The organism is Desulfobacter vibrioformis DSM 8776, from assembly GCF_000745975.1.
Taxonomy (GTDB): domain Bacteria; phylum Desulfobacterota; class Desulfobacteria; order Desulfobacterales; family Desulfobacteraceae; genus Desulfobacter; species Desulfobacter vibrioformis.
This window is the reverse complement of record NZ_JQKJ01000016.1, coordinates 18,657-42,951: the sequence shown is the minus strand read 5'-3', so window position 1 is coordinate 42,951 and position 24,295 is coordinate 18,657. Positions and strand designations below refer to the sequence as shown.

The 24,295-nt window shown below is 49.1% G+C and carries 26 protein-coding genes and 1 tRNA gene; 14 read left to right on the top strand and 13 right to left on the bottom strand.

The window, feature by feature from the left end; genetic code table 11:
• Positions 1–11: 11 nt before the first annotated feature.
• The 5 genes from Q366_RS11375 to Q366_RS11355 all read right to left on the bottom strand — a co-directional run bounded on the left by Q366_RS11375 (position 12) and on the right by Q366_RS11355 (position 6,293).
• Positions 12–962 (bottom strand): helix-turn-helix transcriptional regulator, encoded by a 951-nt coding sequence (locus Q366_RS11375; protein WP_035238977.1) that lies wholly within the window; start codon positions 960–962, stop codon positions 12–14.
• A gap of 85 nt (positions 963–1,047) precedes the next feature.
• A complete protein-coding gene (gene gdhA, locus Q366_RS11370) occupies positions 1,048–2,397 on the bottom strand; it encodes an NADP-specific glutamate dehydrogenase (RefSeq protein WP_035238976.1) in 1,350 nt (449 codons plus the stop codon).
• Between the two features lie 102 nt (positions 2,398–2,499).
• Positions 2,500–5,091 carry a PEP/pyruvate-binding domain-containing protein gene (locus Q366_RS11365; RefSeq protein ID WP_245619942.1) on the bottom strand — a complete coding sequence of 864 codons (2,592 nt, stop codon included), beginning with the start codon at positions 5,089–5,091 and terminating at the stop codon, positions 2,500–2,502.
• Positions 5,092–5,520: 429 nt separating this feature from the next.
• Positions 5,521–6,111, bottom strand: a complete 591-nt coding sequence (locus Q366_RS11360; RefSeq protein WP_035238974.1) for a YceI family protein — start codon at positions 6,109–6,111, stop codon at positions 5,521–5,523.
• Entirely contained in the window at positions 6,108–6,293 is a 186-nt protein-coding gene (locus Q366_RS11355; protein WP_035238973.1) for a hypothetical protein, read from the bottom strand. Before Q366_RS11355 ends, Q366_RS11360 begins: the two co-directional genes overlap by 4 nt.
• 294 nt (positions 6,294–6,587) lie before the next feature.
• Here Q366_RS11355 and Q366_RS11350 point away from each other — a divergent pair, with 294 nt between their 5' ends.
• From Q366_RS11350 to Q366_RS11340, 3 genes are all read left to right on the top strand, one after another.
• Complete coding sequence (locus Q366_RS11350; RefSeq protein ID WP_035238972.1) at positions 6,588–6,962, top strand: desulfoferrodoxin; 375 nt, start codon at positions 6,588–6,590, stop codon at positions 6,960–6,962.
• A gap of 117 nt (positions 6,963–7,079) precedes the next feature.
• The gene (locus tag Q366_RS11345; RefSeq protein ID WP_035238971.1) at positions 7,080–7,316 is read left to right on the top strand and encodes a hypothetical protein; all 237 of its coding nucleotides are present in this window, start codon (positions 7,080–7,082) and stop codon (positions 7,314–7,316) included.
• A 143-nt stretch (positions 7,317–7,459) separates the two neighbouring features.
• Entirely contained in the window at positions 7,460–7,930 is a 471-nt protein-coding gene (locus Q366_RS11340; RefSeq protein WP_035238970.1) for a universal stress protein, read from the top strand.
• Positions 7,931–8,249: 319 nt separating this feature from the next.
• On the opposite strand, the gene Q366_RS21305 is transcribed toward Q366_RS11340, so the two are convergent.
• The 5 genes from Q366_RS21305 to Q366_RS11320 form a co-directional block, all read right to left on the bottom strand.
• Positions 8,250–8,414 (bottom strand): hypothetical protein, encoded by a 165-nt coding sequence (locus Q366_RS21305; RefSeq protein WP_156968164.1) that lies wholly within the window; start codon positions 8,412–8,414, stop codon positions 8,250–8,252.
• A gap of 298 nt (positions 8,415–8,712) precedes the next feature.
• Positions 8,713–9,222, bottom strand: coding sequence for a YfcE family phosphodiesterase (locus Q366_RS11335; protein ID WP_035238969.1), 510 nt, complete (start codon positions 9,220–9,222; stop codon positions 8,713–8,715).
• 4 nt (positions 9,223–9,226) lie between these two features.
• Complete coding sequence (locus tag Q366_RS11330) at positions 9,227–9,913, bottom strand: M48 family metallopeptidase (protein ID WP_245619941.1); 687 nt, start codon at positions 9,911–9,913, stop codon at positions 9,227–9,229.
• Between the two features lie 184 nt (positions 9,914–10,097).
• Entirely contained in the window at positions 10,098–10,694 is a 597-nt protein-coding gene (locus Q366_RS11325; protein WP_245619940.1) for a M48 family metalloprotease, read from the bottom strand.
• Positions 10,695–10,699: 5 nt separating this feature from the next.
• The gene (locus Q366_RS11320; RefSeq protein WP_035238968.1) at positions 10,700–10,990 is read right to left on the bottom strand and encodes an integration host factor subunit alpha; all 291 of its coding nucleotides are present in this window, start codon (positions 10,988–10,990) and stop codon (positions 10,700–10,702) included.
• Between the two features lie 190 nt (positions 10,991–11,180).
• Between Q366_RS11320 and purB the strand changes: the two genes are divergently transcribed.
• Positions 11,181–12,566: an adenylosuccinate lyase gene (gene purB / locus Q366_RS11315; RefSeq protein WP_035238967.1), complete on the top strand. Its 1,386-nt coding sequence runs from the start codon at positions 11,181–11,183 to the stop codon at positions 12,564–12,566.
• Between the two features lie 9 nt (positions 12,567–12,575).
• On the opposite strand, the gene Q366_RS11310 is transcribed toward purB, so the two are convergent.
• On the bottom strand, positions 12,576–12,875 hold the full coding sequence (locus tag Q366_RS11310; RefSeq protein WP_035238966.1) for a hypothetical protein: 300 nt from the start codon (positions 12,873–12,875) through the stop codon (positions 12,576–12,578).
• Positions 12,876–13,175: 300 nt separating this feature from the next.
• Here Q366_RS11310 and amrA point away from each other — a divergent pair, with 300 nt between their 5' ends.
• Positions 13,176–13,739: an AmmeMemoRadiSam system protein A gene (amrA, locus tag Q366_RS11305; protein ID WP_035238965.1), complete on the top strand. Its 564-nt coding sequence runs from the start codon at positions 13,176–13,178 to the stop codon at positions 13,737–13,739.
• Positions 13,740–13,762: 23 nt separating this feature from the next.
• Complete coding sequence (locus Q366_RS11300; protein WP_035238964.1) at positions 13,763–14,029, top strand: Trp family transcriptional regulator; 267 nt, start codon at positions 13,763–13,765, stop codon at positions 14,027–14,029.
• Here Q366_RS11300 and Q366_RS11295 read toward each other — a convergent pair.
• Positions 14,004–14,627: a phosphoesterase gene (locus Q366_RS11295; RefSeq protein ID WP_035238963.1), complete on the bottom strand. Its 624-nt coding sequence runs from the start codon at positions 14,625–14,627 to the stop codon at positions 14,004–14,006. The genes Q366_RS11300 and Q366_RS11295 overlap by 26 nt on opposite strands.
• 269 nt (positions 14,628–14,896) lie before the next feature.
• Positions 14,897–14,971: transfer RNA gene (locus tag Q366_RS11290), tRNA-Gly, on the bottom strand.
• 105 nt (positions 14,972–15,076) lie between these two features.
• Between Q366_RS11290 and Q366_RS11285 the strand changes: the two genes are divergently transcribed.
• The 8 genes from Q366_RS11285 (at position 15,077) to Q366_RS11250 (ending at position 24,238) form a co-directional block, all read left to right on the top strand.
• On the top strand, positions 15,077–16,069 hold the full coding sequence (locus tag Q366_RS11285; protein WP_035238962.1) for an NAD-dependent epimerase/dehydratase family protein: 993 nt from the start codon (positions 15,077–15,079) through the stop codon (positions 16,067–16,069).
• Positions 16,066–17,340 carry a YihY/virulence factor BrkB family protein gene (locus Q366_RS11280; protein WP_156968163.1) on the top strand — a complete coding sequence of 425 codons (1,275 nt, stop codon included), beginning with the start codon at positions 16,066–16,068 and terminating at the stop codon, positions 17,338–17,340. The genes Q366_RS11285 and Q366_RS11280 overlap by 4 nt, the downstream gene beginning before the upstream one ends.
• Positions 17,341–17,562: 222 nt before the next feature.
• Positions 17,563–17,766, top strand: coding sequence for a cold-shock protein (locus Q366_RS11275; RefSeq protein ID WP_035238960.1), 204 nt, complete (start codon positions 17,563–17,565; stop codon positions 17,764–17,766).
• Between the two features lie 301 nt (positions 17,767–18,067).
• Positions 18,068–19,771 (top strand): cyclic peptide export ABC transporter, encoded by a 1,704-nt coding sequence (locus Q366_RS11270; protein ID WP_051958003.1) that lies wholly within the window; start codon positions 18,068–18,070, stop codon positions 19,769–19,771.
• Positions 19,758–21,410: a cyclic peptide export ABC transporter gene (locus Q366_RS11265; protein ID WP_051958002.1), complete on the top strand. Its 1,653-nt coding sequence runs from the start codon at positions 19,758–19,760 to the stop codon at positions 21,408–21,410. Before Q366_RS11270 ends, Q366_RS11265 begins: the two co-directional genes overlap by 14 nt.
• A gap of 21 nt (positions 21,411–21,431) precedes the next feature.
• Complete coding sequence (locus tag Q366_RS11260; RefSeq protein WP_051958001.1) at positions 21,432–22,280, top strand: prohibitin family protein; 849 nt, start codon at positions 21,432–21,434, stop codon at positions 22,278–22,280.
• 1 nt (position 22,281) lies between these two features.
• Positions 22,282–23,274 carry an ABC transporter substrate-binding protein gene (locus Q366_RS11255; protein WP_169742958.1) on the top strand — a complete coding sequence of 331 codons (993 nt, stop codon included), beginning with the start codon at positions 22,282–22,284 and terminating at the stop codon, positions 23,272–23,274.
• A complete protein-coding gene (locus Q366_RS11250; protein ID WP_084691800.1) occupies positions 23,252–24,238 on the top strand; it encodes a PDC sensor domain-containing protein in 987 nt (328 codons plus the stop codon). Before Q366_RS11255 ends, Q366_RS11250 begins: the two co-directional genes overlap by 23 nt.
• Positions 24,239–24,295 lie beyond the last annotated feature (57 nt).

The following is a 24,295-nucleotide window of genomic DNA, read 5'->3' as shown; positions in this document are numbered from 1 at the left end:
CTCCATGCGGGTTACAGGCCGGACAGGTAAGATGTCAGGTTGATTTTTTTATTGGTGATGCCCAGCTTTTTGCGGATGTGGTTTCTATAGGTTTCCACGCTGCGGTGGGAGAGGTTGAGCATTTTCCCGATCTCCTTGGAGCCCAGGCCGGTGCGGATCATATTGCAGATTTCGTTTTCCCTGGGGGTAAGGCGCTGGTGGAGCCGGGAGATTTTGGCACCAAAGGAAGAGGTGAGCTGGGCGATATTTTCTTCCAGATGTCGCAGGTATTCTTTGTCCAGGTCCGATCCCCGGTCTTCCATTTTTTTGACCAGGGGCAGCAGCAGATTTTCCACATTGGCCAGGACCCGCTCTTCCAGGTCCGCTTTTTCTTCCCGAAGCTGGTTCATCACTTCCCGCAGGGCAATATTTTTTTCCTTGAGCTGCTGGTTCTGTTCCTTGAGCTTGCGCCGGGATTCCCGCAGTTCGGTTTCCGCCATTTTCCGCTCGATGGTCCGGCCGAGATGTTCGGCCACGGCATTGATCAGGGACCGTTCTTCGGCCAGGAAAGCGCCCTCGTCCAGGTCGGGGCGCTTTTCCAGGTAACAGACCGTGAGGATGCCCATGGGTTCCCCGTAGGCAATGATTTCAGCCTGCTGTTTCCAGAATGTATTTTTGTAATTTTTCGTGCGGAAACTCTGGTCGTTGATGAGGAGCTGGGCGCAGGTGATCTCCGGGTACTGCCAGGATGGGGGAATGATATCCACCACCTTCTGGAAGGTATCTTCCAGGGACAGTCCGGTCTGTTCCAGGATCTTGGAAATACCGTACAGGCAGTTGATTTCCTTCATCCGTTCCTGGAGATTGTGGGCCTGCTGCTTGAAGATCATCTCCATACGCCGGTGCTCCTGCTCCAGTTGTTCCAGCTCCCGGTTGCGGCGGACCAGGGTGTCGATATCTGGCTGCTCCACGATGTGATTCATTTTCCCCTCCAGATTTTTTCAGCCGCCCGGGCATGAACAGGGCGGCTGATTCTGATATGGACCGGATATACCAGGAATTTACGGGCTATACAAGACCCTGATCCAACATGGCGTTGACCACCTTGGTAAAGCCGGCAATGTTGGCCCCGGCTACGTAGTTGCCTTTCTCGCCGTATTCGGCACAGGCATCCACGCAGGATGTATGGATGGATTTCATGATGCCCTGCAGCCGTTTGTCAACTTTTTCCCGGGTCCAGGCCAGGCGCATGGCGTTCTGGGACATTTCCAGGCCGGATACGGCCACTCCGCCGGCATTGGCCGCCTTGCCTGGGGCGTAGAAGATTTTGTGGTCCACAAAAAGATCCACCGCGTCAGGGGTAGAGGGCATGTTGGCCCCTTCGGACACGACAAAGACCCCGTTTTCAATGAGGTTGCCCGCATCTTTGCCGTTTATTTCGTTCTGGGTGGCAGAGGGGAAGGCGCAGTCGGCCTTGATGGTCCACAAGGGATTGTAATCCAGGGCCGCATTTGTCTCGGTGTATACTGCTTCCGGATATTTTTCCGCATATTCCTTGATCCGGCCCCGCCTGATGTCTTTCAACGCCTTGACCCAGGCCAGTTTTTCCCGGTCAATGCCTGTTTCGTCATAGATGAACCCGGCGGAGTCCGACAGGGTGACGGCTTTGCCCCCCAGATCCAGGATTTTTTCCACGGTGTACTGGGCCACGTTGCCGGAACCGGAAACCAGGCAGGTTTTGCCCTCCATGCTGCCATTGCGGGTGGCCAGCATTTCCGCGGCAAAATAGACAGCACCATAGCCCGTGGCTTCCGGGCGAATGAGGCTGCCGCCCCAGTCCAGGCCCTTCCCCGTAAGCACCGAAGAGGATTCATTGCTCAGTCGTTTGTACTGTCCGAAAAGATAGCCGATTTCCCTGCCGCCCACGCCGATGTCCCCGGCGGGCACGTCTGTGTTGGGGCCGATGTGGCGGTAAAGTTCGGACATGAAAGACTGGCAGAAACGCATGACTTCATTGTCGGATTTCCCTTTGGGGTCAAAGTCGGACCCCCCTTTGCCGCCGCCTATGGGCAGGGTGGTCAGGGCGTTTTTAAAAACTTGCTCAAAGGCCAGGAACTTGAGTATGGACAGGTTCACCGAAGGGTGGAAACGCAGCCCGCCCTTGTAAGGGCCGATGGCCGAGCTCATTTCGATGCGGTAACCGCGGTTCACCTGGACCGTTCCGGTGTCGTCCATCCAGGGTACCCGAAATATGATGGTCCGTTCAGGTTCGGCCAGGCGCTCCAGGATTTTGGACTGGCGGTATTCGGGGTTGCGGTCCAGCACGGGTTGTACGGTTTCGATCACTTCCTGAACAGCCTGGTGGAACTCTTTTTGATCGGGGTCTTTGGCAATGATTTTATTCAGTTCTTCTGACATGGTCTACCTTTCCTTTAAGATGTGAGTCTTGTAAATCGGGTTGATGAGATCAATGAGATCAAATTGTTCGGTATGATCCGCAAAATAATCAGCGTCGGGAACTCATTTATCCTGTATGTGATTGTCTGCTTTTCCGGCGTCAATGATGACACTGCGGGAATGTTTTCCATCGACTTTAATCAGCAGGGGGTGGTTCAGGCGCATATGACGGATGAACCCCTCGTCCCGGACCGTGCCGCAGCTGGCCAGGTTTTCCAGATCAATGCGGTCGGAATCCCCGGGATTCACGGTGATATAAGGAACGCCCCGGGCAGTGATGGTGTTAAAAAAATGGGAGCCCCCGGAGGCATCGGCATGGATGGTGCCGTCCCGGATTTCCACGATGGCACCGGCACCGGAGATCTGCTGCCAGTCAACCGGGATGCCCAGCCAGGGATCCGAAGACCCCCACCGGCCCGGACCAGCCAACAGAAACCGGCGGTTGGTTTTGGCCAGTTCCGCATTGATGCGGCTGATCTGCTGTGCCATATCCGGGGTTTTAGCCCCTTCAAAGGTCTCCGGGTTGACATAGACGATGTCCCGGATGGTTTTCAGGGTGCAGTTCCCCAGAGCCGAGGTGGAGACGCAGACTGCTTCGTCAAGATCTTTTTTGGTGATCAGGCTGGTGTCCCGCGGGCTGGACATGGGCCGGACCTGGAGCAGGGAAATGTTCCAGGGGCCGCCTGATTTGTCCGGGAGGTCAGCGGTAAACTCCAGTTCTATCGGGCCGCCGGCATCATGCGCCAAAGCCGTCATGAGATCGTTTACCAGGGCGGTAAGGGGCGGAGTCCCGTATTTCAAAACCTGGGCAAAGTTTATGATTTTAGGCCCCCGGCAGTACCAGGTATCCCGAATCCGGTCTTCGGCAGGCATATATGTGGCGGCCAGGGCCTTGACCGGAGCCTCTTCCAGGGCCTGGGCCAGGTCCCGGCGTTCCAGGTTGGAACAAATGCCGAAGCGCAGGGTCTCCGGATAGTCTGCCATTCTGAGGGCATAAAAGCGATTTTGTGTTTTTTCCAGAAAATCCCGGGTCCCGGAGAATTGGGGTGTGGCCTGGGGATGTTTGGGGAACACCCTGAAACTCTGCTCCCCCTGGGCCAGGGTATGGCCTAAACCCAGAGCCAGGTTCAGGACCCCCTCGTCGGCTTTGGCATTGGCTGCAGGGTAAAAATTCAGGGAATGGGCCGTGCCTGAAATGGCTGGGTAGAAAAAGTCTTTGTACCGGCTGCCGGCGACTTCCTGGATCATAACAGCCATGCTGTCCCTGAAGGGGTGGGCTGTTGTGCTGCGCACAAAGGCCCGGGCCTTTTTATAGTATGCAGAGGCATAGACCAGCTTGACTGCGGTGGCAAGATGGGACAAGCGGATGTCAGGGTCGGCATGGTTATTGGGGATCATATAGGTTTTGTACAGCCCGGCGCAGGGATGGGTGCCTGCATCTTCCAGAAGGCTGGAGGAACGCACGGCCAAAGGGGCACAGGTCGCGGCCAGATAGGTTTCCAAATGCCGGAGAATCTCCCGGGGCAGGGGGGCGTCGATGAATGCCTGGACCAATTCCGCCAAGGGGCGGCCGGTAAGTCTGATCAGGCCGTTGTCACGGACAAAGTCGTCAAAAATGTCTGTGCAGAGGATCAGGGTGTCAGGGATGTTGACAGCCATTTGGGGATAGGCCGTTCCAAGATCGGGGCGGCGGTTAAGGGTCTGGGCGAGAAAGGCAAGCCCCCTGGCTTTGCCACCGATGGACCCGCGTCCGATTCTGGTAAGCCCGGCAGGGCTTGTTTGAACAGGATACTGGTCTTGGGGATTGGGTTTTTGTTCCCGGTTCGGGCGGTCCGCTGCCAGGCTGAGGAAAAATTCATGGAGGTCCCGGTCCAGGTGGTTGGCATTTTTATCCAGAAAGGGGGCCGGGATGCCCTTGGCCATTGTTTTGTTTGCGCCTTCCGCACTCATGAGCATGATGGGAAGGCCGGGCATTTCTTTGTGAATGGTTGATAAAATGTCAATGCCGGCTCCGGACGCCTCTCTTCCCTGCCAGGGGAGCCGGGTATCGGAAAGGACACCGTCAAGGCGTTTTCCCAATTCACGGAACCGGTCCATGGCGGTTTCATGGGACCCGGCCAGGATAAGCCTGGGCCGTCTGGCACCGGGGAAGGCCGCATCTATTCCTTTGTATACTTCAGGAAGGAAGAACGAGGCGTATTCAAGACTGTCTTCCACCAGGAGAACTGCACGGCGGGTGGTGTCCTTGCAGAATTGGTCCTCAATGAAGCGGACCATGGCATGGAAGAGTCCAGGTGTCCCGGACCAGACAAAAATGTGATCCGCATCCTCTTCCGAAGGCCGGTTTTTGAAGCGGCCCGGACGCACCAGAAGGATTACCGGCAGGCCGGGGCAAAGGGTCTTGAGGTGGTGTCCCGTCATTCCTGTTTTGTCGTCCAGGGCCTCAATTTCAATGAAAACAAGGTCAAATGCCGTCTTGGGAAGCAGTGCGGCAGCCTCTTCCATGGAAACAGCGTGGGTGATCTTCCAGGGGGATGGATGGATATCGGCTTTCAGTCCCGGCAAATGATAAGGAGCGGAAACAAAAAGGATATTCCTGACTTGAAAACCGGGGAGCTGTGGATTTTCAGGTCTGGCGTCTGTTTTTTTGATCATTTTATCCATTTTTATGCGTTTGGGCCCATTTAAAATTCTTAACCACGATAGAAATGCGATATTTTGCATTTGGCTTATGGTGAACATGTTTATTTGAATATTAAAAAGAAAACAACGCGACAAAAATAAGATAAAAATGCGTATAAAAACATAGTTGACGAAAGACTTTACAGGCAGGCTAAACCGGTCTGAAGACCCGCTGGATGGCGATTTTGGAGATCGGAAGCAGTTGTGGAAAAGGGGGGTGGGGCGGCTGGTTAGATCGTCTTCCAGCCTAAAAAGTTAAGGCTCATGTTGTGTTTCAAGGTTTTATTTGCCCCAAAGCTCGACAAGCGAATGGAGCAAGGTCTTTCCTCGCTCCCGTGGTTCACCCTTTGCCATTATACGATCCTGAAACGGAACATGAGCCAAATAATTTTGAGATGGGCTTTACTGTTTATCTGCCAACGCCTCTATGGTAATCGTGATATGCACATTCTCTCCCACAATCCCCATCTTTACATATTTCCCGTTTCCGACATGATAATCCAGCCGGTTTAAAGAAAATTCAGTGGTAAAGCCGCTGACCATTTTTTCCTTTGCAAAGGGGTGGGGCTTGGGGCCAAAATATTGAAATTGCGTTTTTATATTTTTTGACACATCTTTAATCGTCAAGACACCTTCCAGGGCATAACGCCCTTTGGCGATCTTTGAAATTTTCTTAGAAACAAATGTCATTTCAGGATAGGTGTCTGAATCAAAAAACTCCCCGGTGCCAAGGTGGGCATCCCGCTTTTCAATATGAGTATCTATACTTTTAACTTTCACGGTGAAATTAAATTTTGCATCTTCAGGGTGTTTGGGGTCAAATGAGATATCCGCATCATAGTCCCGGAAGTACCCGGACACCGTGGTCAGAATATGGTTAATCTCAAATCTGATTTCAGTATGGTCTTTATCTGCTTCCCAGGTTTGTGCAAGCGCAGCGGTGCTGGAAAAAAGTAGAATCAAGACCGCAATCAAAAGTTGTCTGGGTTTCATGAGTTGCCTCCTTTTTCAAATTGAATGCCGCGTCCATCATCACAGGGTTCAGGCCCCGTCTCATTGGGTCTTGCATGCTCTGCCCATGCAGGATCAGACGTACAGATATCTATATTTTGTTCATTGGTATCACTCTTTTGTACGTTTTGTGTTTCCCGGTTTGAACTTGTTTTATCTGACATAATAACTCTCCTTTAAGCCTTGGATTAAATGGGATTAAATGTGCTTGTCAATTTGTTTCTTGGGTTATTTCTTGGGTTGTTTCTTGGGACTTCCATTTAAATATAAGAGGCCATCCATGTCTATTTCAATGGGGGAAATTATGTATATTTGCAATTACATGGTTATAAAATCCGCAATGGGTAAAAACCCGAATATACGATCAAACGCTTTACCTGTAATCTTGGCTCATGAAATCGGACAGGAATCGTCATTACTTGTTTTACCTGCATATAAAAAGACATAAAGGAGGAAACATGGCTGAAAAAAAACAGGTTTATAAATGCGAGATTTGCGGAAATGTTGTTGAAGTCCTTCACGGGGCTGCAGGGGACCTGGTCTGCTGCGGTGCTGAGATGGTTCTTTTTGAAGAAAAATCTGCGGATGAAGGAAAAGAAAAGCATGTACCCGTAATTGAGGCAACGGCTGACGGCGTTAAGGTAAAGGTCGGATCCAACCCGCACCCCATGGAGGAAAAACACTTTATTGAGTGGGTTGAAGTCATTGACGGCGAGACCTCCTGCCGCCACTACCTGCAACCCGGACAGGCTCCGGAAGCTATCTTTAAAGGTTGTTCAGCCAATGTCACGGCACGGGAATACTGCAACGTTCATGGCCTCTGGAAATCTTAATAGGCGAATTCATACATATACAAACCTTTTATGTTTAATCAAGCTGATACGAACATCAGACAATAGGGGATAAGAAGGTTTTAAAAGCCCTCCTTGAAAACTTGAAAAGGATACGCCATGGATGAGGCTATGACATTGAAAACACTGGACCAACTGATACAATTAGATACCAAAGCAATTCAAACATATGACCTTGCGTTGAAAATTGTAACCGATCCAGTTATCCGGGCACGGATTGAGGAGTTAAAAGCCCGGCATACACACCATGCCGAACAGTTGAGCCTTGAGATGCTCAAGATGGTGCATAATCAAATTGCCACACACTGGGATGCCATAACTTCAGCCGCCGTATAAAATTATTATTTAAAGGCTGCAGCCTGACGGGAATGAGGGTGACTTTATTAATTAGTGTCCGTCCAGAAAACGGATGGGCGCTGACTGCAAAGGGAAACGCAGGGTGTGTGCATCCTTTAAATAATCATAAGGAGATAAAATCCATGAACAAAATATTGCTTGCGTTCGATGAGTCTGAAAACGCTAAAAAAACGGTTGAATATGTTTCAGGACATTTTAACAAAGACCACGAAATAACGCTGTTCTATGTCGTGCCCAATACCGCCGCAGCCTGCGAACTTAACAGCCCAAGCCTTACGCCCTATTTTGAAAAAGAACGTAATGCGTTTTGCCGGATGGAGGAAAAGCGACAGGATATGATGCGGGAAACACTTGAGGCCGCAAGAAATGATTTACTGGGTGCCGGATTTAACCCAGAAAAAATTTCTATAAAAACCCAGCCCCAAGAGAAAAATATTGCGGCCGACATTGCACAGGAGGCCCAAAAAGGCAGATACAGCATGGTCGCTATGGGGCGAAGGGCCTCTTCGGGTATAAAAGAATTTTTTATGGGCAGCAACGCTTCACGGGTAATGCACGCTCTAAATGGCATTCCAATGGTAATCGTTGACTGAATAAAAATAGAATCAATAAAATAGAACCAACAGGATGTCTTAATACATATTTTTTAAGACAGGGATAAACAAGCAGGGGCAGGGTTCTGGTAAGACCTGCTCCTGATTGTTTTTCAGGTTTCAATCAAGCGCTGACCCGCTGCACCTGGCGATTTAAGTCTAAGTCAAATCAAAGCGGCTGATAAACACCCTGAAATTTTCTTATGAAGAACAAAGCAATGGTATCATCATGTGTTCAAAAAAAATCCTGCAGGGGCAATCAATCCCACCCCCGCAGGATAGTTCGGTCAATATTTGTGATACATATACTGTTCCCAATTCAGGCCTTCACTTTACAGATTTCGTTTTTGTCCGTGGATGTTTTACCACAGATTGTACATTTGAATTTATTGATATCATTACCTTTGTATTTTATCTGGACCATCCAGCCGAAATTATCAATTGAATATTCATAGTCCCCGACAGTACTTTTATATGTTTTCATGTCATCTCCTTATATATTTTATTTGGCACTGCCAGCCTAAATTATTAATTTAAGATTCAAAATCTCGGGCAGCTCTCGTAAATCCTTGCTGAATCTTTTATAAAAAAGATATGACTGTTTCAGAAATAGTCAATATTATTGGAACACAAAAATGTTATGTATAGATAACTAAAACAATCGATAAAACCTGCATGAACCGATGTGGCTCAAGGTTCAGCCACAAGCCTTCCTCTGAAATTTTTGCTTAAAAATGATGTTGCTCGTCGAATAAGACCCTGAAACCCAACATGAGCCAAAGTTAAAACGTCAGTGATGCCAGTTTTTTACCGGACAGCGTCACCAGACTTATACTGTTGCTGTCAATGACGGCAAAGGTGGCTGTTTCGTTTCTGGGAAGCGCAATGGAGCCTGGATTCAGGTGGATGCACGTTTGAATTTTTTCTAACTGGGGCAGGTGGGTGTGCCCCTGAATAACGATATCCGTGCCCTCCGGAATTCGATTGTTCTTATGTCCGTGATGCATGAAAATGGTTTTATCAAAGGCTGTAAAGCGCAGCTTATGGGAAAATCCTTTGCAGAACCCTTCCACGTCACAATTGCCGTAAATATAAAAAAGTTTAAAATCCAGGCCGGCAATGGTTGACCGGATCTGGTCCGGGGCAAAATCTGGCTCATTGTAGCTGCCATACCGTGTATCAAACAAATCCCCTGCAATGGCAACGGCATCACCGGGGCCAGCCAAGGCTTTGACCGTCAGCCAGGCCGAGAGACTGCCGTGAAGATCCGAAAATACTAAAAGCCGTTCCATGATATCAGACCATGCCTTTAATTTTTTCCATGGCTGCAACACGCTGGGCCAGTGGCGGGTGAGAGTAATTTAAAAACACATAAAAGGGGTGGGGGGTAAGGTTGGCAAGATTATCGGCACTGAGTTTTTTTAAAGCCGTTATCAAGGCCCCGGCCTTTTTTGTCGTCAACGCGGCAAACCGGTCTGCTTGGTACTCATCCTTTCTTGAGAAGAACTGCATGATAATGGAGATGACCAGATCAACCGGGGAAAAAAGAATACTGAAAAAAATCAGGCCGGCATATATGGACGGCGTATCCACATAAAATGCCGTGAAAAGGCTTTGCTGGCTGATGAATAAAGACAGAAGGTAAAAAATAACCCCCATCTGAAGAATGCCGAAAATCAGACGGCGCTGGATATGTTTTTTTTTGAAATGTCCCATTTCGTGGGCAAGTACGGCCAGAAGTTCGTCCGGGGTATGGGCGTTGATCAAGGTGTCAAACAGCACAATGCGTTTGTTTTTTCCAAAACCTGTAAAAAACGCATTGGACTTGGTGCTTCGTTTGGATCCGTCCATGACAAAGACCCGGGTCAAAGGAAAATCAATGGTTTTTGCGTAGGCAAAAAGTTTGTCCTTTAACTCACCGTCTGCAAGGGGAGTGAACTTATTGAACAAGGGCATGATCCATGAGGGAACAATGTATTGCACCGCCAGATTCAACCACTATGGACTGAAAGTCCATAGAATGGCGGGCTAAAGCCCGTTGCGACTGAAAGTCGCTGATCTAAGGTACCGCTGCGCGGATCATTTTTATACGGCTACAAGAACTAAGAACCGAAATCCGTAGCATGCCCCTTAATGCCTATAAAAATAATGCACTAAAAGTCTTGGACTAAAGTCCATAGTTTTTACTACCGATTGGGACAATAAAACCTGTGGTCACACCCCAGCAGATCATCCAGGCCCAGGACCCCGTGCTTTCCAGAAACCAGAATATGGCAGACAGCAACGGGATGCCCAGGGCCAGGGACAGCATCATGGATTTGATCAGATCCAGAACAAAAAGTTTGGGTGTGGTTTTATTAAAACCGAATTTCTCTTCAATGACAAAGGTGGAATAGATGGAAAAGGGCAGGGATATAATGAATTTGCATCCTGCAAGGATACCGATGAATAAAAGTCCGCACCCCATGGAAGACCATCCGGTTTCCCGGACAAAATTGTCCAGGGCACCGAACCCGCCCGAAAACCAGAACGCTAAAAGAATACCAAGATCAATGGTCGACGTGACCGTACCCAATCGGGTGGTGGCCTTAAGATACTGCTGGGACTGTTTATACCTTTTTCTGTCATACACATCTGAAAATTCTTCAGGCAGGTGGGTCGTCAGCCTGCTGATGTTCAGACGATCAGCCACATAATTCATTATAAAATCAACAATGAGCGTAACAAGAATAATGTTGGTGATCGTCTGGTCAGATAAAAACATTAATTTTACCGGGCGTTGGAATTAATCAAATCCCGAAGTTTTCCGGAACATTTAAAGGTGACAACCCGTCTGGCTGAAAGCGTCATTTCCTCATCTGTTGCAGGGTTGCGCCCCTTTCTTGCTTTTTTTTCATTGACGCAAAATTTGCCGAAACCTGAAATCATAATATCTTCACCGCCTGCAATGGTCTCTTTTATAATTTCGAGAAATTCTTCCATGACATCGTAGGCAACGGTTCTTGACAGGTCCAGTTCATTTTGTATTTTTTCTGTAATAATCGTTTTGGTCAGTGCCATAATAACTGTTTACTCCCGCGGCACACAAAGCTCGCTTCTTGAAAGATTAATAAAAACAGGTTCGTAAAATACTTTAAATCCTTCAAGATTGTCAAGATAAGGATGATCGGTTGTTGTATTTTATTGCAAAATCAACATGATGGTTCTATTATGACACCCGTATTTTTTATTTATTCATAATGGAGAGAAAATGACACAGGTGTTATCCATCACGCCCATAGACGGTCGTTATGCAAATCTTACCGGGGTTCTTTCACATATTTTCAGTGAATCCGGATTAATTCATCACCGGGTTCACGTTGAACTTGAGTGGCTGAAATTTCTGATAACGGATTTAAAGGTCCATGAGATTGTACAGGGCGGCCACGCCTTAGATTTATCAGGTCTGGATGTTTTGATAAATGATTTTAATGAGGATTATGCGCTCAGGGTCAAGGAGATAGAGTTCCGGACCAACCACGATGTAAAGGCCGTGGAATATTTGATTAAGGAAAAACTGGATGCGGCAGGACTGGCCTCCATACGGGAATGGGTCCATTTTGCATGCACTTCCGAAGATATCAATAATACAGCATACGGGCTGATGCTTAAAAAAGGCAAGGCCCTGGTGGTTGAGCTGCTTAAAACCTTTGTGGCAGAGATTGAGAAAAAAGCCCTGGTTTATAAAAGCATTCCAATGATGTCCCGCACCCACGGGCAACCTGCGACCCCCACGACTCCGGGAAAGGAGTTTATCAATTTTGCCTGGCGTTTGAACCAGGAAATCCAGGTGTTGGAAAGCACTGAAATCCAGGTGAAAATAAACGGGGCCACGGGCAATTACAACGCCCATGTGTTTGCGTTTCCCGGAATTGACTGGATGGCCGCGTCTGAACGGTTTATTCGGGATCACTTGTCTCTTGAACCCATTTTATTCACCACCCAGATAAATCCAAATACGGCCCTGTCCAGGGTTCTTCATGCCATGGTCCGGGCTGCGGCGGTGATGATTGATTTCGACCGTGACATGTGGGGATATATCAGTCTCGGATATTTTAAACAGCGGATTGCGGCAGGTGAAACCGGATCATCCACAATGCCCCATAAGGTCAACCCCATTGATTTTGAGAACAGTGAGGGGAATATGGGCCTTGCGATTTCCATGATGGAACATCTGGCGGTTAAACTGCAGAAATCCCGGTTCCAGAGAGATTTGACTGACAGTACAGTGCTGCGCAGCCTTGGCACAGTATTCGGGTATTTTACCATTGGGATGAAAAATGCCATAAAAGGCCTGTCAAAAGTGGATTTAAACCAGCAGATGCTTGAAAAGGATCTGGATGATAACCCCGAACTTCTGGCTGAACCGTTTCAGACTGTTATGCGGGTATATGGCGAGGATAATCCATATGAACGGCTCAAAGATTTGACCCGGGGCAGAAAAATTGAGAAAGAGGATTTGGCCCGGTTTGTGGACGGGCTTGAAAAGGTGCCGCCTGAAGTGAAAGAACGTATGAGGGCTCTTTTACCTCAGACATACCTGGGGTTGGCCGAATCCCTGGTGGACAGGTATTTTGAGGAAAAATCAAAAAAATAACAGCCCCTTCTAATAAATCGTCGGAGATTGTCTGGCATTAAAACTGGATAAGTACCAGGGAGCGGATTTGTACTTAAGACGGCTCAACCCTTTGGTCTCAAGGACATTCACCGCCAGGGAGAATGTGTGATAATCAATGTCAATGTCTTCCCAGCCCAGATATTTAAGGCGTTTAAGAGCCTGGCAGTAGGACATGTTGGGGTTGATCAGAAAGGCATTGGCCAGACTGCGAATAAACCCGGGGATTAAGGCTGCTTCCACCCCGTTTTCTATTAGTTTGTTCACAAGTTTCTGGTCAATAACAGTCATTTATCACCAATAACGATCTCTATTAGATTGTTGTTAATTCTTTCGGTGGACTTGACCGGTGGCCTTGACCGGTGGCCTTGAATTGACTTCAAATGTTTCAAGTCTACCATACCAATTAAGATCTACGATAGTTTAGAAAGATATTTAAGTCAAATCGAGTTATGTAGAATTGATATAAAAATTGGAAATTTATTATCCAGAATTCAATTGTTCCACGAATTGTTGGGTTTTAAAAAATATATTTGCGCTTATTTCCGTCGGATTCTTTCTAAATTCTTTTATGATAAGGATGCAGGATAAATGATTAGTGACAAACAAGGGCAGATGCTGCTGAAAATGGCTCGCATCAGTATTGCTGAAAAACTTGGCCTTCCTGTGGATGAAACACAAATTGATTTAAATCAGCCTTTTTTGGAAATCAAGCAGGGTTTGTTTGTGACCCTGCATAAAAACGGTGCATTAAGAGGATGTGTTGGTGTCATTGAACCGGTTGAACCCTTGAAAACAGGGGTTGGTGAAACCGCAAGGCTTGCTGCTTTTAAAGATTCCCGGTTTGCACCCCTTGCCAGGGATGAGTTTGACCAGGTGGATCTGGAGATCAGTCTTTTGTCCTTGCCTGAAAAATTTGAATACCGTACGTCAAAAGAGTTGGTTCAAAGACTTGTGCCTTTCAAGGATGGCGTTATTATAAAAAAAGGAAGCAGACAAGCCACCTTTCTTCCCCAGGTATGGCAGCAATTGCCTGACCCCCCTTCTTTTTTATCCCAGTTGTGCATCAAAGCCGGGCTTGATGCCGATGAATGGACCACAGGCAGCCTGACCATTCATACTTACAGGGTTCATATGTTTTGTGAAAAGGAATAATACTGCAGGGTGCAGAAAAATTTATGCGTATAGATCAGGAATTACTGGAAGTCATTTTATCCATTAACACTATGGATGAACTGGAACATTTTTTTGATGAAATTTTTACACCTGCGGAGCTTTCGGATCTTTCCTTGCGCTGGAAGCTTTTAAAAGATCTGCATGCGGGTATGACCCAGCGGAAAATCGCTGAGAAATACGGCATCAGCCTGTGTAAAATCACAAGGGGATCAAAGGTGCTGAAAAAAAAAGGTTCCATTGCACTTAAAGTGCTGGATTCAAGGAATTGACAAGTTCCAGGGCCAGCTCGGACCACAGTTCCAGGTTCAGTTGTGAGAGCGTTTGTGTTGCATGCCAGGTAAAGCTGTGCAATTCATCCCCGGGCAGATAGCCTTCCGGCTGCTGTGTCCGGATCAGAAAGACAGCGCCCAGGTGAACGCTGCCCACCGGCGTGATATCTTCACTGATGATGCCGATGAATTCAATGGGGTCACTGGAAACCCGCCGGATCAGTTCCTCATCCAGTTCTCTTTGCATGCCGTTTGTTAAAATGTTTTCAAAACTGTCTGCCTCCATGGTCTTATCCCCGGGGTTGATATGGCCGCCGATCCCGATGGACCACAGGTCATGGAGCCGTTTTTCGCTGCCCTGCCTGTTGTAGGACGCTGTCCTGCCGCCGTCAGCTGTCTGTAAAAGAATATACGGAATGATCTGTTTTTTTTGTCTGTCTTCTTCAGCAATGACCCGGCGGACAAAGGAAAAATTAGCTTGGGCGCATGTGGCGGCAAACGTGGAAAAATTCATTGGGAGAACTGTTCTCTGGGTTACCCAGGATGCGGGAAGGGTTTCACGGTCAATGCACAAGACCTGTTCTTGTTTTTTGCTCATAATTATTTTCCAAAGTTTGTATGAATTAATAATAATGGGCCGGTTGTAACATAAATGTTTCCAAAGGCATACCTTCAGTGGTTTCCATGGCCTTTTTTTTATGTCTGTGGTATGTGAAATCTGTATTTATTAAGCAATTGATGAGAATAGAATGTACTATATCTTGGTAAAAAGAATATTTAAAATGTATATGAATTTTCACACAAGAATAATCTGGGTGTAAAATTGAATTTTAACGGGCCGGATTTTTAAATGGATTTAAAAAAAGATGGAGCGGGAAACGGGAGTCGAACCCGCGACTTCGACCTTGGCAAGGTCGCACTCTACCACTGAGTTATTCCCGCTCAGCTGAAAAACGAGATCACTTTTATAAAAAAAACTGCGACTTGTCAAGCAAAGATTTAACAGCTATTTTATAAAATTTTGGATATACAGGTGGTAACGGTAAAATGAGTCTGGGAAATATTCTGGTTACCGGCGGCGGCGGGTTCCTGGGCAGGGCCCTGGTCAGAAAACTTGTGGATAAAGGAGAAACTGTTTTTTCATTCTCCCGGTCCTGGTATCCAGCGCTGGATCAACTGGGGGTTTCCCAGATCCAGGGAGACCTGGCCGACATCAATGCTGTGACACATGCCTTAAAAGGCATGAACACCGTGTTTCATACGGCGGCAAAACCCGGGATCTGGGGTGCTTATGATGAATATTTTCGCATTAATGTGACCGGAACCGTGCATGTTATTGAAGCCTGCATGAAAAATAAGGTTGGGCAGCTGATTCACACCAGTTCGCCTTCGGTGGTGTTTGATGACAAGGATATGCACGGGGCCAATGAGCGGGTTCCCTATCCGGATAAATATCTGGCCCCCTATCCTGAAACCAAGGCCCTGGCGGAAAAAGAGATAATTAAAGCTGCGGGGCAGGGACTTTCCGTAATCATTTTACGGCCCCATCTGATATGGGGACCGGAAGACAACCACCTGGTACCCGGCATTATCAGAAGGGCATCCCGGCTGAAAATCATCGGCCCGGATACGGATCTTGTGGATACCATTTATGTGGATAATGCGGCTGACGCACATATCCTGGCCGCTGAAAAGCTGTCCCTGAATCCTGATCTGTCCGGCAACATATATTTTATCAGCCAGGATGAACCCATGTCCAAATGGACCCTGGCCAATGCTTTTCTGGCAGCCGCAGGCCTGCCGCCCATTAAAGGGCATGTGTCCGGGAACACCGCTTATGCGGCCGGGTGGCTCTTTGAATTCATTTACCGGACCTTGGGTATTAAAAAGGATCCACCCATGACCCGGTTTGCGGCAAGGGAACTTGCCACCTCCCACTGGTTTGATATCAGCCGGGCAAAAAATGACCTGGGTTATGTGCCAAAGATCTCCACCCAGGAAGGCTTAAAACGCCTGAAGGCATGGTTGAACCGGAAATGAAGCAGAGGATCTCCTTTTCATTCGCCCAATTTCGGGCCAAGGCCATTCGGGTGCTTTACAGGGCTGGCAAGGGATATCAACGGGACAACTGTGCGCTGCGGGCATCTGCCTTGAGCCTGTACACCCTTTACAGCATCGTGCCGGTCATGGCCATGGCCTTTGGGATTGCCAAGGGCTTCGGGTTCCAGCAGTTCCTTGAGGCTGAGGTGATGTCTTTGTTTGAGGGCCGTGAGGAGATTGTCCAGAATATTCTGGTTTTCACCAACAATCTGCTGGAGAAAACCCAGGGAGGGCTTATGGCCGTGCTTGGCGTTCTGCTTCTTTTATATTCCCTGATTAAGCTGATGTTTCATATCGAAGGCACATTCAACTGTATCTGGTGGATCAGGGATGGCAGGCCTTTGATCAGAAAATTCACCGATTATCTGACCATTGCCCTGGCAGCATGGCTTTTGGGCATTTTGTCCGGATCCGTGAATTTATTCATGATTCCCCGCCTGGAATCTTTCTGGGTCTATCTTGGCGTTCCCATTGATATTAAAGGCATTCTCTCTTTTTTCATCCATGTCGTGCCCTATGTGGTCACCTGGTCGCTGTTCATGTTTTTTTATGTGATCATGCCTCATAAAAAGGTAAATTTCAAGGCTGCCGCCGCAGGGGCGGTGTTTGCCGGCACCCTGTTTCAGATTATCCAGACTGCGTTTTTAAAGTTTCAGGTTTTTGTCACAGGTTACAATGCCATTTATGGCAGTTTTGCCGCATTACCCATGTTTCTGATCTGGTTGCAGATTTCCTGGGGGGTACTGCTCTACGGGGCGGAAATCGCCTTTGAGTGGGAAAACACTGAAAATGCAAGAACCCCGGATCTGACGTTGACTGCCATGAGCATTCGGGCCAGAAAACTTGCCATGCTCGAGATTGTCAAAGGATGTGTCCGGCGTTTTGCCGAAAAAAAGCCCCCGGCCACAGATACCCGTATCGCAAGGGAACTGAATCTGCCCTTAACCATTGTACATCACCTTCTGGAGATTCTTATGGATGCAGGCATTTTGTATTCAGTGAATCTTGAAGGCAATACAACCGGGTACACCCCGGCCATGGATATTGAGTGCATGAGCATCATGGATGTGCTGTGTGCGGTAGAGAACCAGGGTGATTCAAATGCGTACACGGCAGGTACCCTGCTGGCCCAGTCCCTGGAGGACAGCCTGGACGGGTTTGACCGGGCTGCCCGGGCGTGTAATGGGGAACGGTTGATTAAGGATATCTGACATGGGATCGGCCCTGTCAGATATCCTTGGCACCTGGTGGTTTTCTAAGGCTGGAATTAATTTCCTTGACATGCTCTTTTTTTCATGTATGATGGCTGAACTTATTACAAGCGCTTATGTGCTTGAGTTTCTTCCTTAGATATTTTCCCCGAGAAATCAGTGATTATCTTTTTAAGATCGAGACGATTTATTTTTTATTTTTTTATTTAGGAGAACGCCTACATGGCAAATGGTATCGTAAAATGGTTTAGCGAGTCAAAAGGTTTTGGATTTATCGAACAAGCAAGTGGTGGCAATGACGTGTTTGTCCATCATTCAGGCATCAACGCAGCGGGTTTTAAATCTCTCAATGAAGGTGAACAGGTTTCATACGACATTGTACAGGGTCCCAAAGGACCGGCAGCTGCAAATGTAACCGTGATTTAATATCCCATTTTATCCCTGTAACATTTTAGCCCCTGGGTAGATTCTTACCCGGGGGCTTTTTAATTTCGATCGCTTTCATAAAAAAGTTCTTTCTCTAATCGTAATATTATTGTAATTATAAGCGTTTATAGATTAACAAATGGCTGTTGAATAATGGTTGAGGGGTTTAGGCTATCCTATTGTTTTATCTGGTTGTTTTGGCCGGTTGTTTTGGCCGGACTGCTTGACCAGGGATGAACCGAAAAGGAATGATATTCAATATGGGGCTCACGGGCCGGATATATGCGTCAGGGAGATGGGGATGAACCTGGTTCGGCTCCTGAATGTTTCCGGAGAAAAGCCGCTGCGCAGACTCATACGGTATGCGGCCGTCTCTGCCCTGGGCACCACGGTTATCCTGGCGGTGATTACCTATGCGGCAAAAACCATCCACGACGCCCAAGAGGCGTTTGTAGATCTCCGTCTTGCCATGATTTTTGTCGCCAGCACATTCATATACGCCACGGCAGAAAGTACCATGATCGCCCATCTGGCCGCTGACCTGGAACAATCCGTAAACCGGATCAGAATGGCATTGATTCACCGCCTGCGCCATGCAGATCTCTGGAAGCTGGAACATTTCGGCAGAAGCCGGCTGTTCGAAAGCATCACACAGAATTGCAAGGCCATTTCCGCCAATTCCCAATACATTGCCCAGGCCCTGAGGTCCGTGATCCTGATTCTGATGATCCTGGTTTATATTGGCACCATTTCAATGATCGCCTTCCTGCTTTTGTCCGGAATGATAACCGCCGCATCCCTGTTTTATTACCGCCTGGGAAAGAGCCTGGAACAGGCCCGCAAGGCCATGGGGGATCATGAAGCCCGGCTGTTCGACTACGTCTCAGACCTCTTTGACGGGTTCAAGGAACAGCGGCTGTGCAGCGTTCGCAGCCAGGCCATCAGCCAGGGGTTTGCGGCCCAGTCCCTGGAAACGGCCAATGCCTGCAGCCGTGTACACCAGCACACCTGGCAGCAATTCGTGTTCGGCGAAACCACCTTTAACGTCATGCTTGGGGTGGTGCTATTTATCGTCCCCCTCTACGCGCCCACGGTCAGCAGCAATCTGGTTAAAATTTCAGCGGCCATTCTCTTTTTGGGATCGCCGATTTTCGGCCTGATGCAGTCCCTGGCCGTGTTGCGTGCCACTGAAGCTGCCGCAGGACGCATGCTGGTGCTGGAGGAGGAACTGGCCGCACTGGAGGAAAAAGGCAGTGTTGATCCCTTTGAGCCCCTGTCCGCCAATTTCTCAGACATCCGGATGCAAGGCATTGAATTCACATTTCCAGCCCCGCCGGGAGAGCCCGCCTTTACCATCGGTCCCATGGATGTCTGTATCAAAAGGGGGGAAACCGTGTTCATCAGCGGGGGCAACGGTGCCGGAAAATCCACCTTTATCAAGTTGCTCACAGGCCTCTATCACCCCGCACGGGGTCAATTATCCCTGGACGGTTTTCCCGTCACACCGGCCCGCCTGGCAGGCTTTCGCAGTTTAATTGCACCGGTTTTCTCGGACTTTTACCTGTTCTCCCGGCTCTACGGCCTCACAGATGATGACCTGGCAGAAGCAGGCCGCCTGATGGCGTGGATGGAGATGGCCCAGGTCTCTGATATCCGGGATCAGGGCTTCACCCGCACCGACCTGTCAACCGGACAGAGAAAACGGCTTGCCCTGGTGGCGGCCCTGCTTGAAAACAAACCCATCCTGGTTCTGGATGAATGGGCAGCAGACCAGGACGCCCGGTTCAGAAAAAAATTCTATCGGGAAATCCTGCCCGCTCTTTCGGAAAAGGGACTTACCATCATTGCCGTGACCCACGACGACCGTTACTTTGATACGGCAGACCGCAGGTTTCATCTTGATGAAGGCAAATTGACGGAAGTCGCCCATTCTAAGAAGAAAAAGGGACGTAAGGAAACGGGGAGTTGCGTAATTGAACCAGGGAGGAAAGATGAAACTGTTTAGGCTGCTGGTCCGCGAAATTCCGGGTAATTTTAACGCCACACTGGCCATGAACGCCCTGATTCCGGTTTCCACCCTCGTGTTCGTGGCCCTTATTTCCACTGTGTCCCAGACCACAGCCACCCAGGGGGTCAGCCCGCGGCTGATGTTCATGTTCGTCATCAGTATCATCGTGTTCCATATCACCCATACCCACACGCTGGTGACAGCCTCCCGGGATGCCGAGCAGCTGATTCACCGGCTTCGCACCCGCCTGTTTGATCTTGTCCGGCAGACAGACCTGATCACCATTGAAAAGATCGGCCATGCCAGTCTGCAGGGGGTCCTGACCCAGGATACCCAGGTGCTTTCCCAGGTGCTTCCCATACTGGTCATTGGTCTGCAGCAATCGCTGATGCTGGTTTTTCTTGCGGCGTACCTGGCCTGGCTCTCCCCCCTGGCCTGTGTCTTGTCCTTCGGCCTTGCCGGCCTTGCCGTGGCCCTGCATTTTGCCAGGGTAAAGACCATTCGTCTTTTGATGCGGCGGGCGGATACCGCAGAACGAACTGTATTTAAAGGGCTTTCAGAACTTATAAAAGGCTTTAAGGAGATCCGGATGAGCGGTTCCAGGGCCGAGGGCGTGGTGGGTCACCTGGCCGGCGCATCCACGGATGCCGGGGAGAGCAACGCCCAGCTCAAACTGAAGTGGGGACGCAACTATGCTGCCACCGAAGCCTTACTCTATTCCCTGGCCGGACTCATCGTTTTTGTGGTACCGGTCTTTGCCCCGGATTTTCACAAGGTGGTGATGCCTGCTACCATTGTGGTGATCTTCATTGCAGGACCCGTATGCACGGTTGCCTTTGCCACCCCCATGGTGACCCAGGCGGAGCTGGCCCTGGAACATATCGCATCCATGGAAGACCGCCTGGCAGCGGCAGCCGCTGACACCGCCACCGAAACCCGGGAAGCGCTGGAAGGAAGGCTTGGGTCCATTGGCCTGACCCGGGTAACCCACACCTACCGTGATGACCAGGGAAATTCTTTGTTCGCAGCCGGCCCCCTGGATGCACAATTCAAGGCAGGCCGGATCACCTTTATCACCGGCGGCAACGGATCGGGAAAATCCACCTTGCTCCGCCTGCTGACCGGCCTTATCCCGGCTGATTCGGGGCAGATTCTTGTCAACGGCTCCCCCCTGGGCATTGAACAGCTTCAAAGTTACCGGGACAAAATTTGTGCCGTTTTCAGTGACTTCCATCTGTCGAGCCGGATTTACTGCATCAACGACCACACCCCCGGAAGGATTGATGAACTGCTCAGCCGGCTGGATATCTCAACCAAGGTAAAGGTGGAGAACAATACCTTCAGCACCACGGATCTGTCCACAGGACAGCGCAAAAGGCTGGCGCTCATGGTGGCGGAACTTGAAGACAAACCCGTGATGGTTCTGGACGAGTGGGCTGCGGATCAGGATCCCCACTTCCGGCGTATCTTTTATGAGAAACTGTTGCCGGACCTGAAGGACCGAGGAAAAATCATCATCTGCGTCACCCATGACGACAGATGGTTTCACATGGCAGACCAGATATACCACATGGAAGAAGGCAGGATGAAGATCACCGGCCCCCCCTCCCAGGACACGGGACAACATACCTTATGAGAACTTAATCGGGATTATCAGATGGCTTTGCAAACACTCAAGAAAAAAATCACCGCCCTGTGGGATAAGCATACCATAGGCATCACTGTTTCCCTGCTGATCCTTGCGTTTCTGATTGCATTTTTCTGGAACAATATTGTGATCTCAATCTATCCGGGGCAGCAGGGGGTCCGGTGGTCCAGGTTCACGGGGACCCAGATCAACGAAATCAACAGGGAAGGCCTGCATCTCATCTGGCCCTGGGATGTCATGTACATATACAATACCCGTGTGCAGACATCGAACAACACCCTGAAGATTCTGACCACCGAGGGGTTGACCATCACCGTGGAGTACGCCTTCAGATTCTATCCCATCAGGGACGGGATCCCCACCATCCACAAAACCCTGGGGGCAAACTATGCACAAACCTTTGTGGATCCGGAGGTCAAGGCCGCATCCATGTCCGTCATCGGGAATTATCCCCCGGAGCAGCTCTACAGAATTTCCACCCTGGTGATCCAGGCATCCATAAAATATTATTTAAATAAAAAGATGCTCGCCCGCAATATTGTGCTGGAAGACTATTTGATCAAACGCATCATACTCCCGGAATCGGTTGCCGACTCCATCGAAAGGAAGATGGTCTCCGACCAGCTCAGCCAGGAATATGATTACAAACTGTCCATTGAAGAAAAGGAGAGGAAACGCAAGTCCATAGAAGCCCAGGGGATCAGGTCCTTTGAAACCATTGCAGGCATCCCCATCCTCAAGTGGAAGGGCCTTGAGGTCACCCAGGAACTGGCCAAATCCCCCAACTCTAAAATTATTATCATGGGCAATGGTGACAAGGGGCTGCCCCTGTTGCTCAATGCCGACGGGAAACCATGATATGAAGCGGCATACCGGAAAACAACGCTGTTTCACCATCATTTTCCTGGTCTGGGGGATGATGCTCCTGCCGGGGGTATCCTGTTTACAGGCCGGAGAACTGGAAAAAATCAACTTCATGCTCATGTGGCTTCCCCAACCCCAGTTCGCAGGGTTTTACATGGCCAGGGAAAAAGGGATTTATGAAAAGTACGGACTGGATGTTACGATCCAGGACCGGGGCTACAATGAGGATGTGCTTACCGATTTGGTGCAGGGAAAGAGCGATCTGGGTATCATGAACCTGTTGACTGCCCTTGAAAAAAAGGCATTTGGGGAAGATATCGTGAATGTGGGTCAGGTATTCCAGAGAAGTGCCATCGAATTTGTGGCCCGTAAGACCTCAGGTATCAACACGCCCCGGGATTTTAACGGCAGAAAAATCGCTGTATGGCGAACCGTGCTCCGGGCCCAGACCCTGGGGTTTATCAAAACCCGGAACATCAGCGCCGAGATCTATTCGGTGGATGAGGGGATAAGTTTTTTTCTGAAAAAAGCTGTGGATATCATTTCGGTCATGCACTACAACGAGTACAACACCCTGATCAATCACGGTATTGATTCTGATGAACTCACCCTGTTCCGGCTCAAGGATTTTGATATGGATTTCCCTGAAGACGGAATTTACTGCCTGGCCCGGACCTATCAGGCCGACCCGGCGCTTGTCCGGCGCTTCGTTAAAGCCTCCATGGAAGGCTGGGAATACGCAGTGGCCCACCCCGATGAAGCCATCGGCCTTATCAGCAGGATACTCCTGAAGAAAAACCTGATCTGCAATCCTGTCCACCTGCAATGGATGATGGACGCCATGCCGGAGATGATACGCCCAAAAGATCCGGACACTCCTGGCGGGCATCTGGCCAGATCCGATTTTGACAAGGCCGTGGATTTTCTGCTCAAGACCCAAAAGATTCCCCGGAAGGTGAGTTACGATGCGTTCTATGTCAACCGCTGATAACAGCCCCCAGAAACCTCAATCCAACCTGGGAAAACGTCTTCTCACAAGGCTTGACGCAATTCTTGCAATTGGTATTTTCGTCATTGCCGTGTCATTTGCCGCCACCAGCATAATGAAACGGACCGGCAATCCGGACACCATAACCATGTCAGGCAGCCAGATCCGGCAGATGCTGAAAAAAGATACGGACCGGATTGATCTTTTTGTAAAGTCCATCCAGAAAATTCCCAGGGAAGTTGCGACAATCCTTGAGTTACAGCGACTCCGGACAGAAGAGATTAAAATCGTTCTGGAAGCCATCATGCTGAACAATTCGGAAATTTTCGGCACATCCGTGGCATTTGCCCCCGGTCTATCATGGGAAAAGAGCCTCTCCTGGCCATTGTACGCCTGCAAAAAGGACGGCAAGATCAGGTTCAGTGCCCTGGATCAGCCCGGATATGACTATTTCAACAAAGACTGGTATCTATTGCCGAAAATACTTAACCGGCCGGTGTGGGTGGATCCCTATTTTGATGAAGGCGGCGGCGATGTCTTTATGACCACCTATGCTGTACCCTTCTCCTTTTTTGACGGTGTTGCAGACACCTTTACCGGGGTGGTGACCGTGGATGTATCCATTGACTGGCTGACCCGCTTTTTCAATACAGAGAAAAAACTGCCCAACAACGGGTTTGTCATGCTGCTTTCGGAAGACGGCACTGTGATCAGCGCTCCCCGGGAAGAATGGGAGGTTAACCACACCCTGTTTTCTTTGGCGGTCTTTTTAAAGCTGCCTGAATTGCGCAGGGTCGGACGTGATCTCCAGAAGGGCAAGTCCGGTACGGCCAAGGTGATATCACCTGCCACCGGGGAAACCGTAAAAATATTTTATGCGGCAGTGCCTTCCAATCACTGGGGTATCCTGTATATTATTCCTGAAAAAAAACAGAATAGCCTCCCTGGAAATAAGGGCGGCTGACCAGATTTTAACTTGAAAAGGAATTAGCTTATGCCGCCTATGGTGATTCTATATTTG

Bases quoted from the DNA above. Each gene is read 5' to 3' on its own strand.
- amrA (WP_035238965.1), top strand. From the start codon at position 13,176: ATGATTAGTGACAAACAAGGGCAGATGCTGCTGAAAATGGCTCGCATC.
- Q366_RS11350 (WP_035238972.1), top strand. From the start codon at position 6,588: ATGGCTGAAAAAAAACAGGTTTATAAATGCGAGATTTGCGGAAATGTT.
- Q366_RS11270 (WP_051958003.1), top strand. From the start codon at position 18,068: ATGAACCTGGTTCGGCTCCTGAATGTTTCCGGAGAAAAGCCGCTGCGC.
- Q366_RS11260 (WP_051958001.1), top strand. From the start codon at position 21,432: ATGGCTTTGCAAACACTCAAGAAAAAAATCACCGCCCTGTGGGATAAG.
- Q366_RS11325 (WP_245619940.1), bottom strand. From the start codon at position 10,694: ATGTTTTTATCTGACCAGACGATCACCAACATTATTCTTGTTACGCTC.
- Q366_RS11365 (WP_245619942.1), bottom strand. From the start codon at position 5,091: ATGATCAAAAAAACAGACGCCAGACCTGAAAATCCACAGCTCCCCGGT.
- Q366_RS11375 (WP_035238977.1), bottom strand. From the start codon at position 962: ATGAATCACATCGTGGAGCAGCCAGATATCGACACCCTGGTCCGCCGC.
- Q366_RS11295 (WP_035238963.1), bottom strand. From the start codon at position 14,627: ATGAGCAAAAAACAAGAACAGGTCTTGTGCATTGACCGTGAAACCCTT.
- Q366_RS11275 (WP_035238960.1), top strand. From the start codon at position 17,563: ATGGCAAATGGTATCGTAAAATGGTTTAGCGAGTCAAAAGGTTTTGGA.
- Q366_RS11255 (WP_169742958.1), top strand. From the start codon at position 22,282: ATGAAGCGGCATACCGGAAAACAACGCTGTTTCACCATCATTTTCCTG.
- Q366_RS21305 (WP_156968164.1), bottom strand. From the start codon at position 8,414: ATGAAAACATATAAAAGTACTGTCGGGGACTATGAATATTCAATTGAT.
- Q366_RS11340 (WP_035238970.1), top strand. From the start codon at position 7,460: ATGAACAAAATATTGCTTGCGTTCGATGAGTCTGAAAACGCTAAAAAA.
- Q366_RS11250 (WP_084691800.1), top strand. From the start codon at position 23,252: ATGCGTTCTATGTCAACCGCTGATAACAGCCCCCAGAAACCTCAATCC.
- Q366_RS11320 (WP_035238968.1), bottom strand. From the start codon at position 10,990: ATGGCACTGACCAAAACGATTATTACAGAAAAAATACAAAATGAACTG.
- gdhA (WP_035238976.1), bottom strand. From the start codon at position 2,397: ATGTCAGAAGAACTGAATAAAATCATTGCCAAAGACCCCGATCAAAAA.
- Q366_RS11360 (WP_035238974.1), bottom strand. From the start codon at position 6,111: ATGAAACCCAGACAACTTTTGATTGCGGTCTTGATTCTACTTTTTTCC.
- purB (WP_035238967.1), top strand. From the start codon at position 11,181: ATGACACAGGTGTTATCCATCACGCCCATAGACGGTCGTTATGCAAAT.
- Q366_RS11355 (WP_035238973.1), bottom strand. From the start codon at position 6,293: ATGTCAGATAAAACAAGTTCAAACCGGGAAACACAAAACGTACAAAAG.
- Q366_RS11345 (WP_035238971.1), top strand. From the start codon at position 7,080: ATGGATGAGGCTATGACATTGAAAACACTGGACCAACTGATACAATTA.
- Q366_RS11300 (WP_035238964.1), top strand. From the start codon at position 13,763: ATGCGTATAGATCAGGAATTACTGGAAGTCATTTTATCCATTAACACT.
- Q366_RS11265 (WP_051958002.1), top strand. From the start codon at position 19,758: ATGAAACTGTTTAGGCTGCTGGTCCGCGAAATTCCGGGTAATTTTAAC.
- Q366_RS11285 (WP_035238962.1), top strand. From the start codon at position 15,077: ATGAGTCTGGGAAATATTCTGGTTACCGGCGGCGGCGGGTTCCTGGGC.
- Q366_RS11280 (WP_156968163.1), top strand. From the start codon at position 16,066: ATGAAGCAGAGGATCTCCTTTTCATTCGCCCAATTTCGGGCCAAGGCC.
- Q366_RS11310 (WP_035238966.1), bottom strand. From the start codon at position 12,875: ATGACTGTTATTGACCAGAAACTTGTGAACAAACTAATAGAAAACGGG.
- Q366_RS11335 (WP_035238969.1), bottom strand. From the start codon at position 9,222: ATGGAACGGCTTTTAGTATTTTCGGATCTTCACGGCAGTCTCTCGGCC.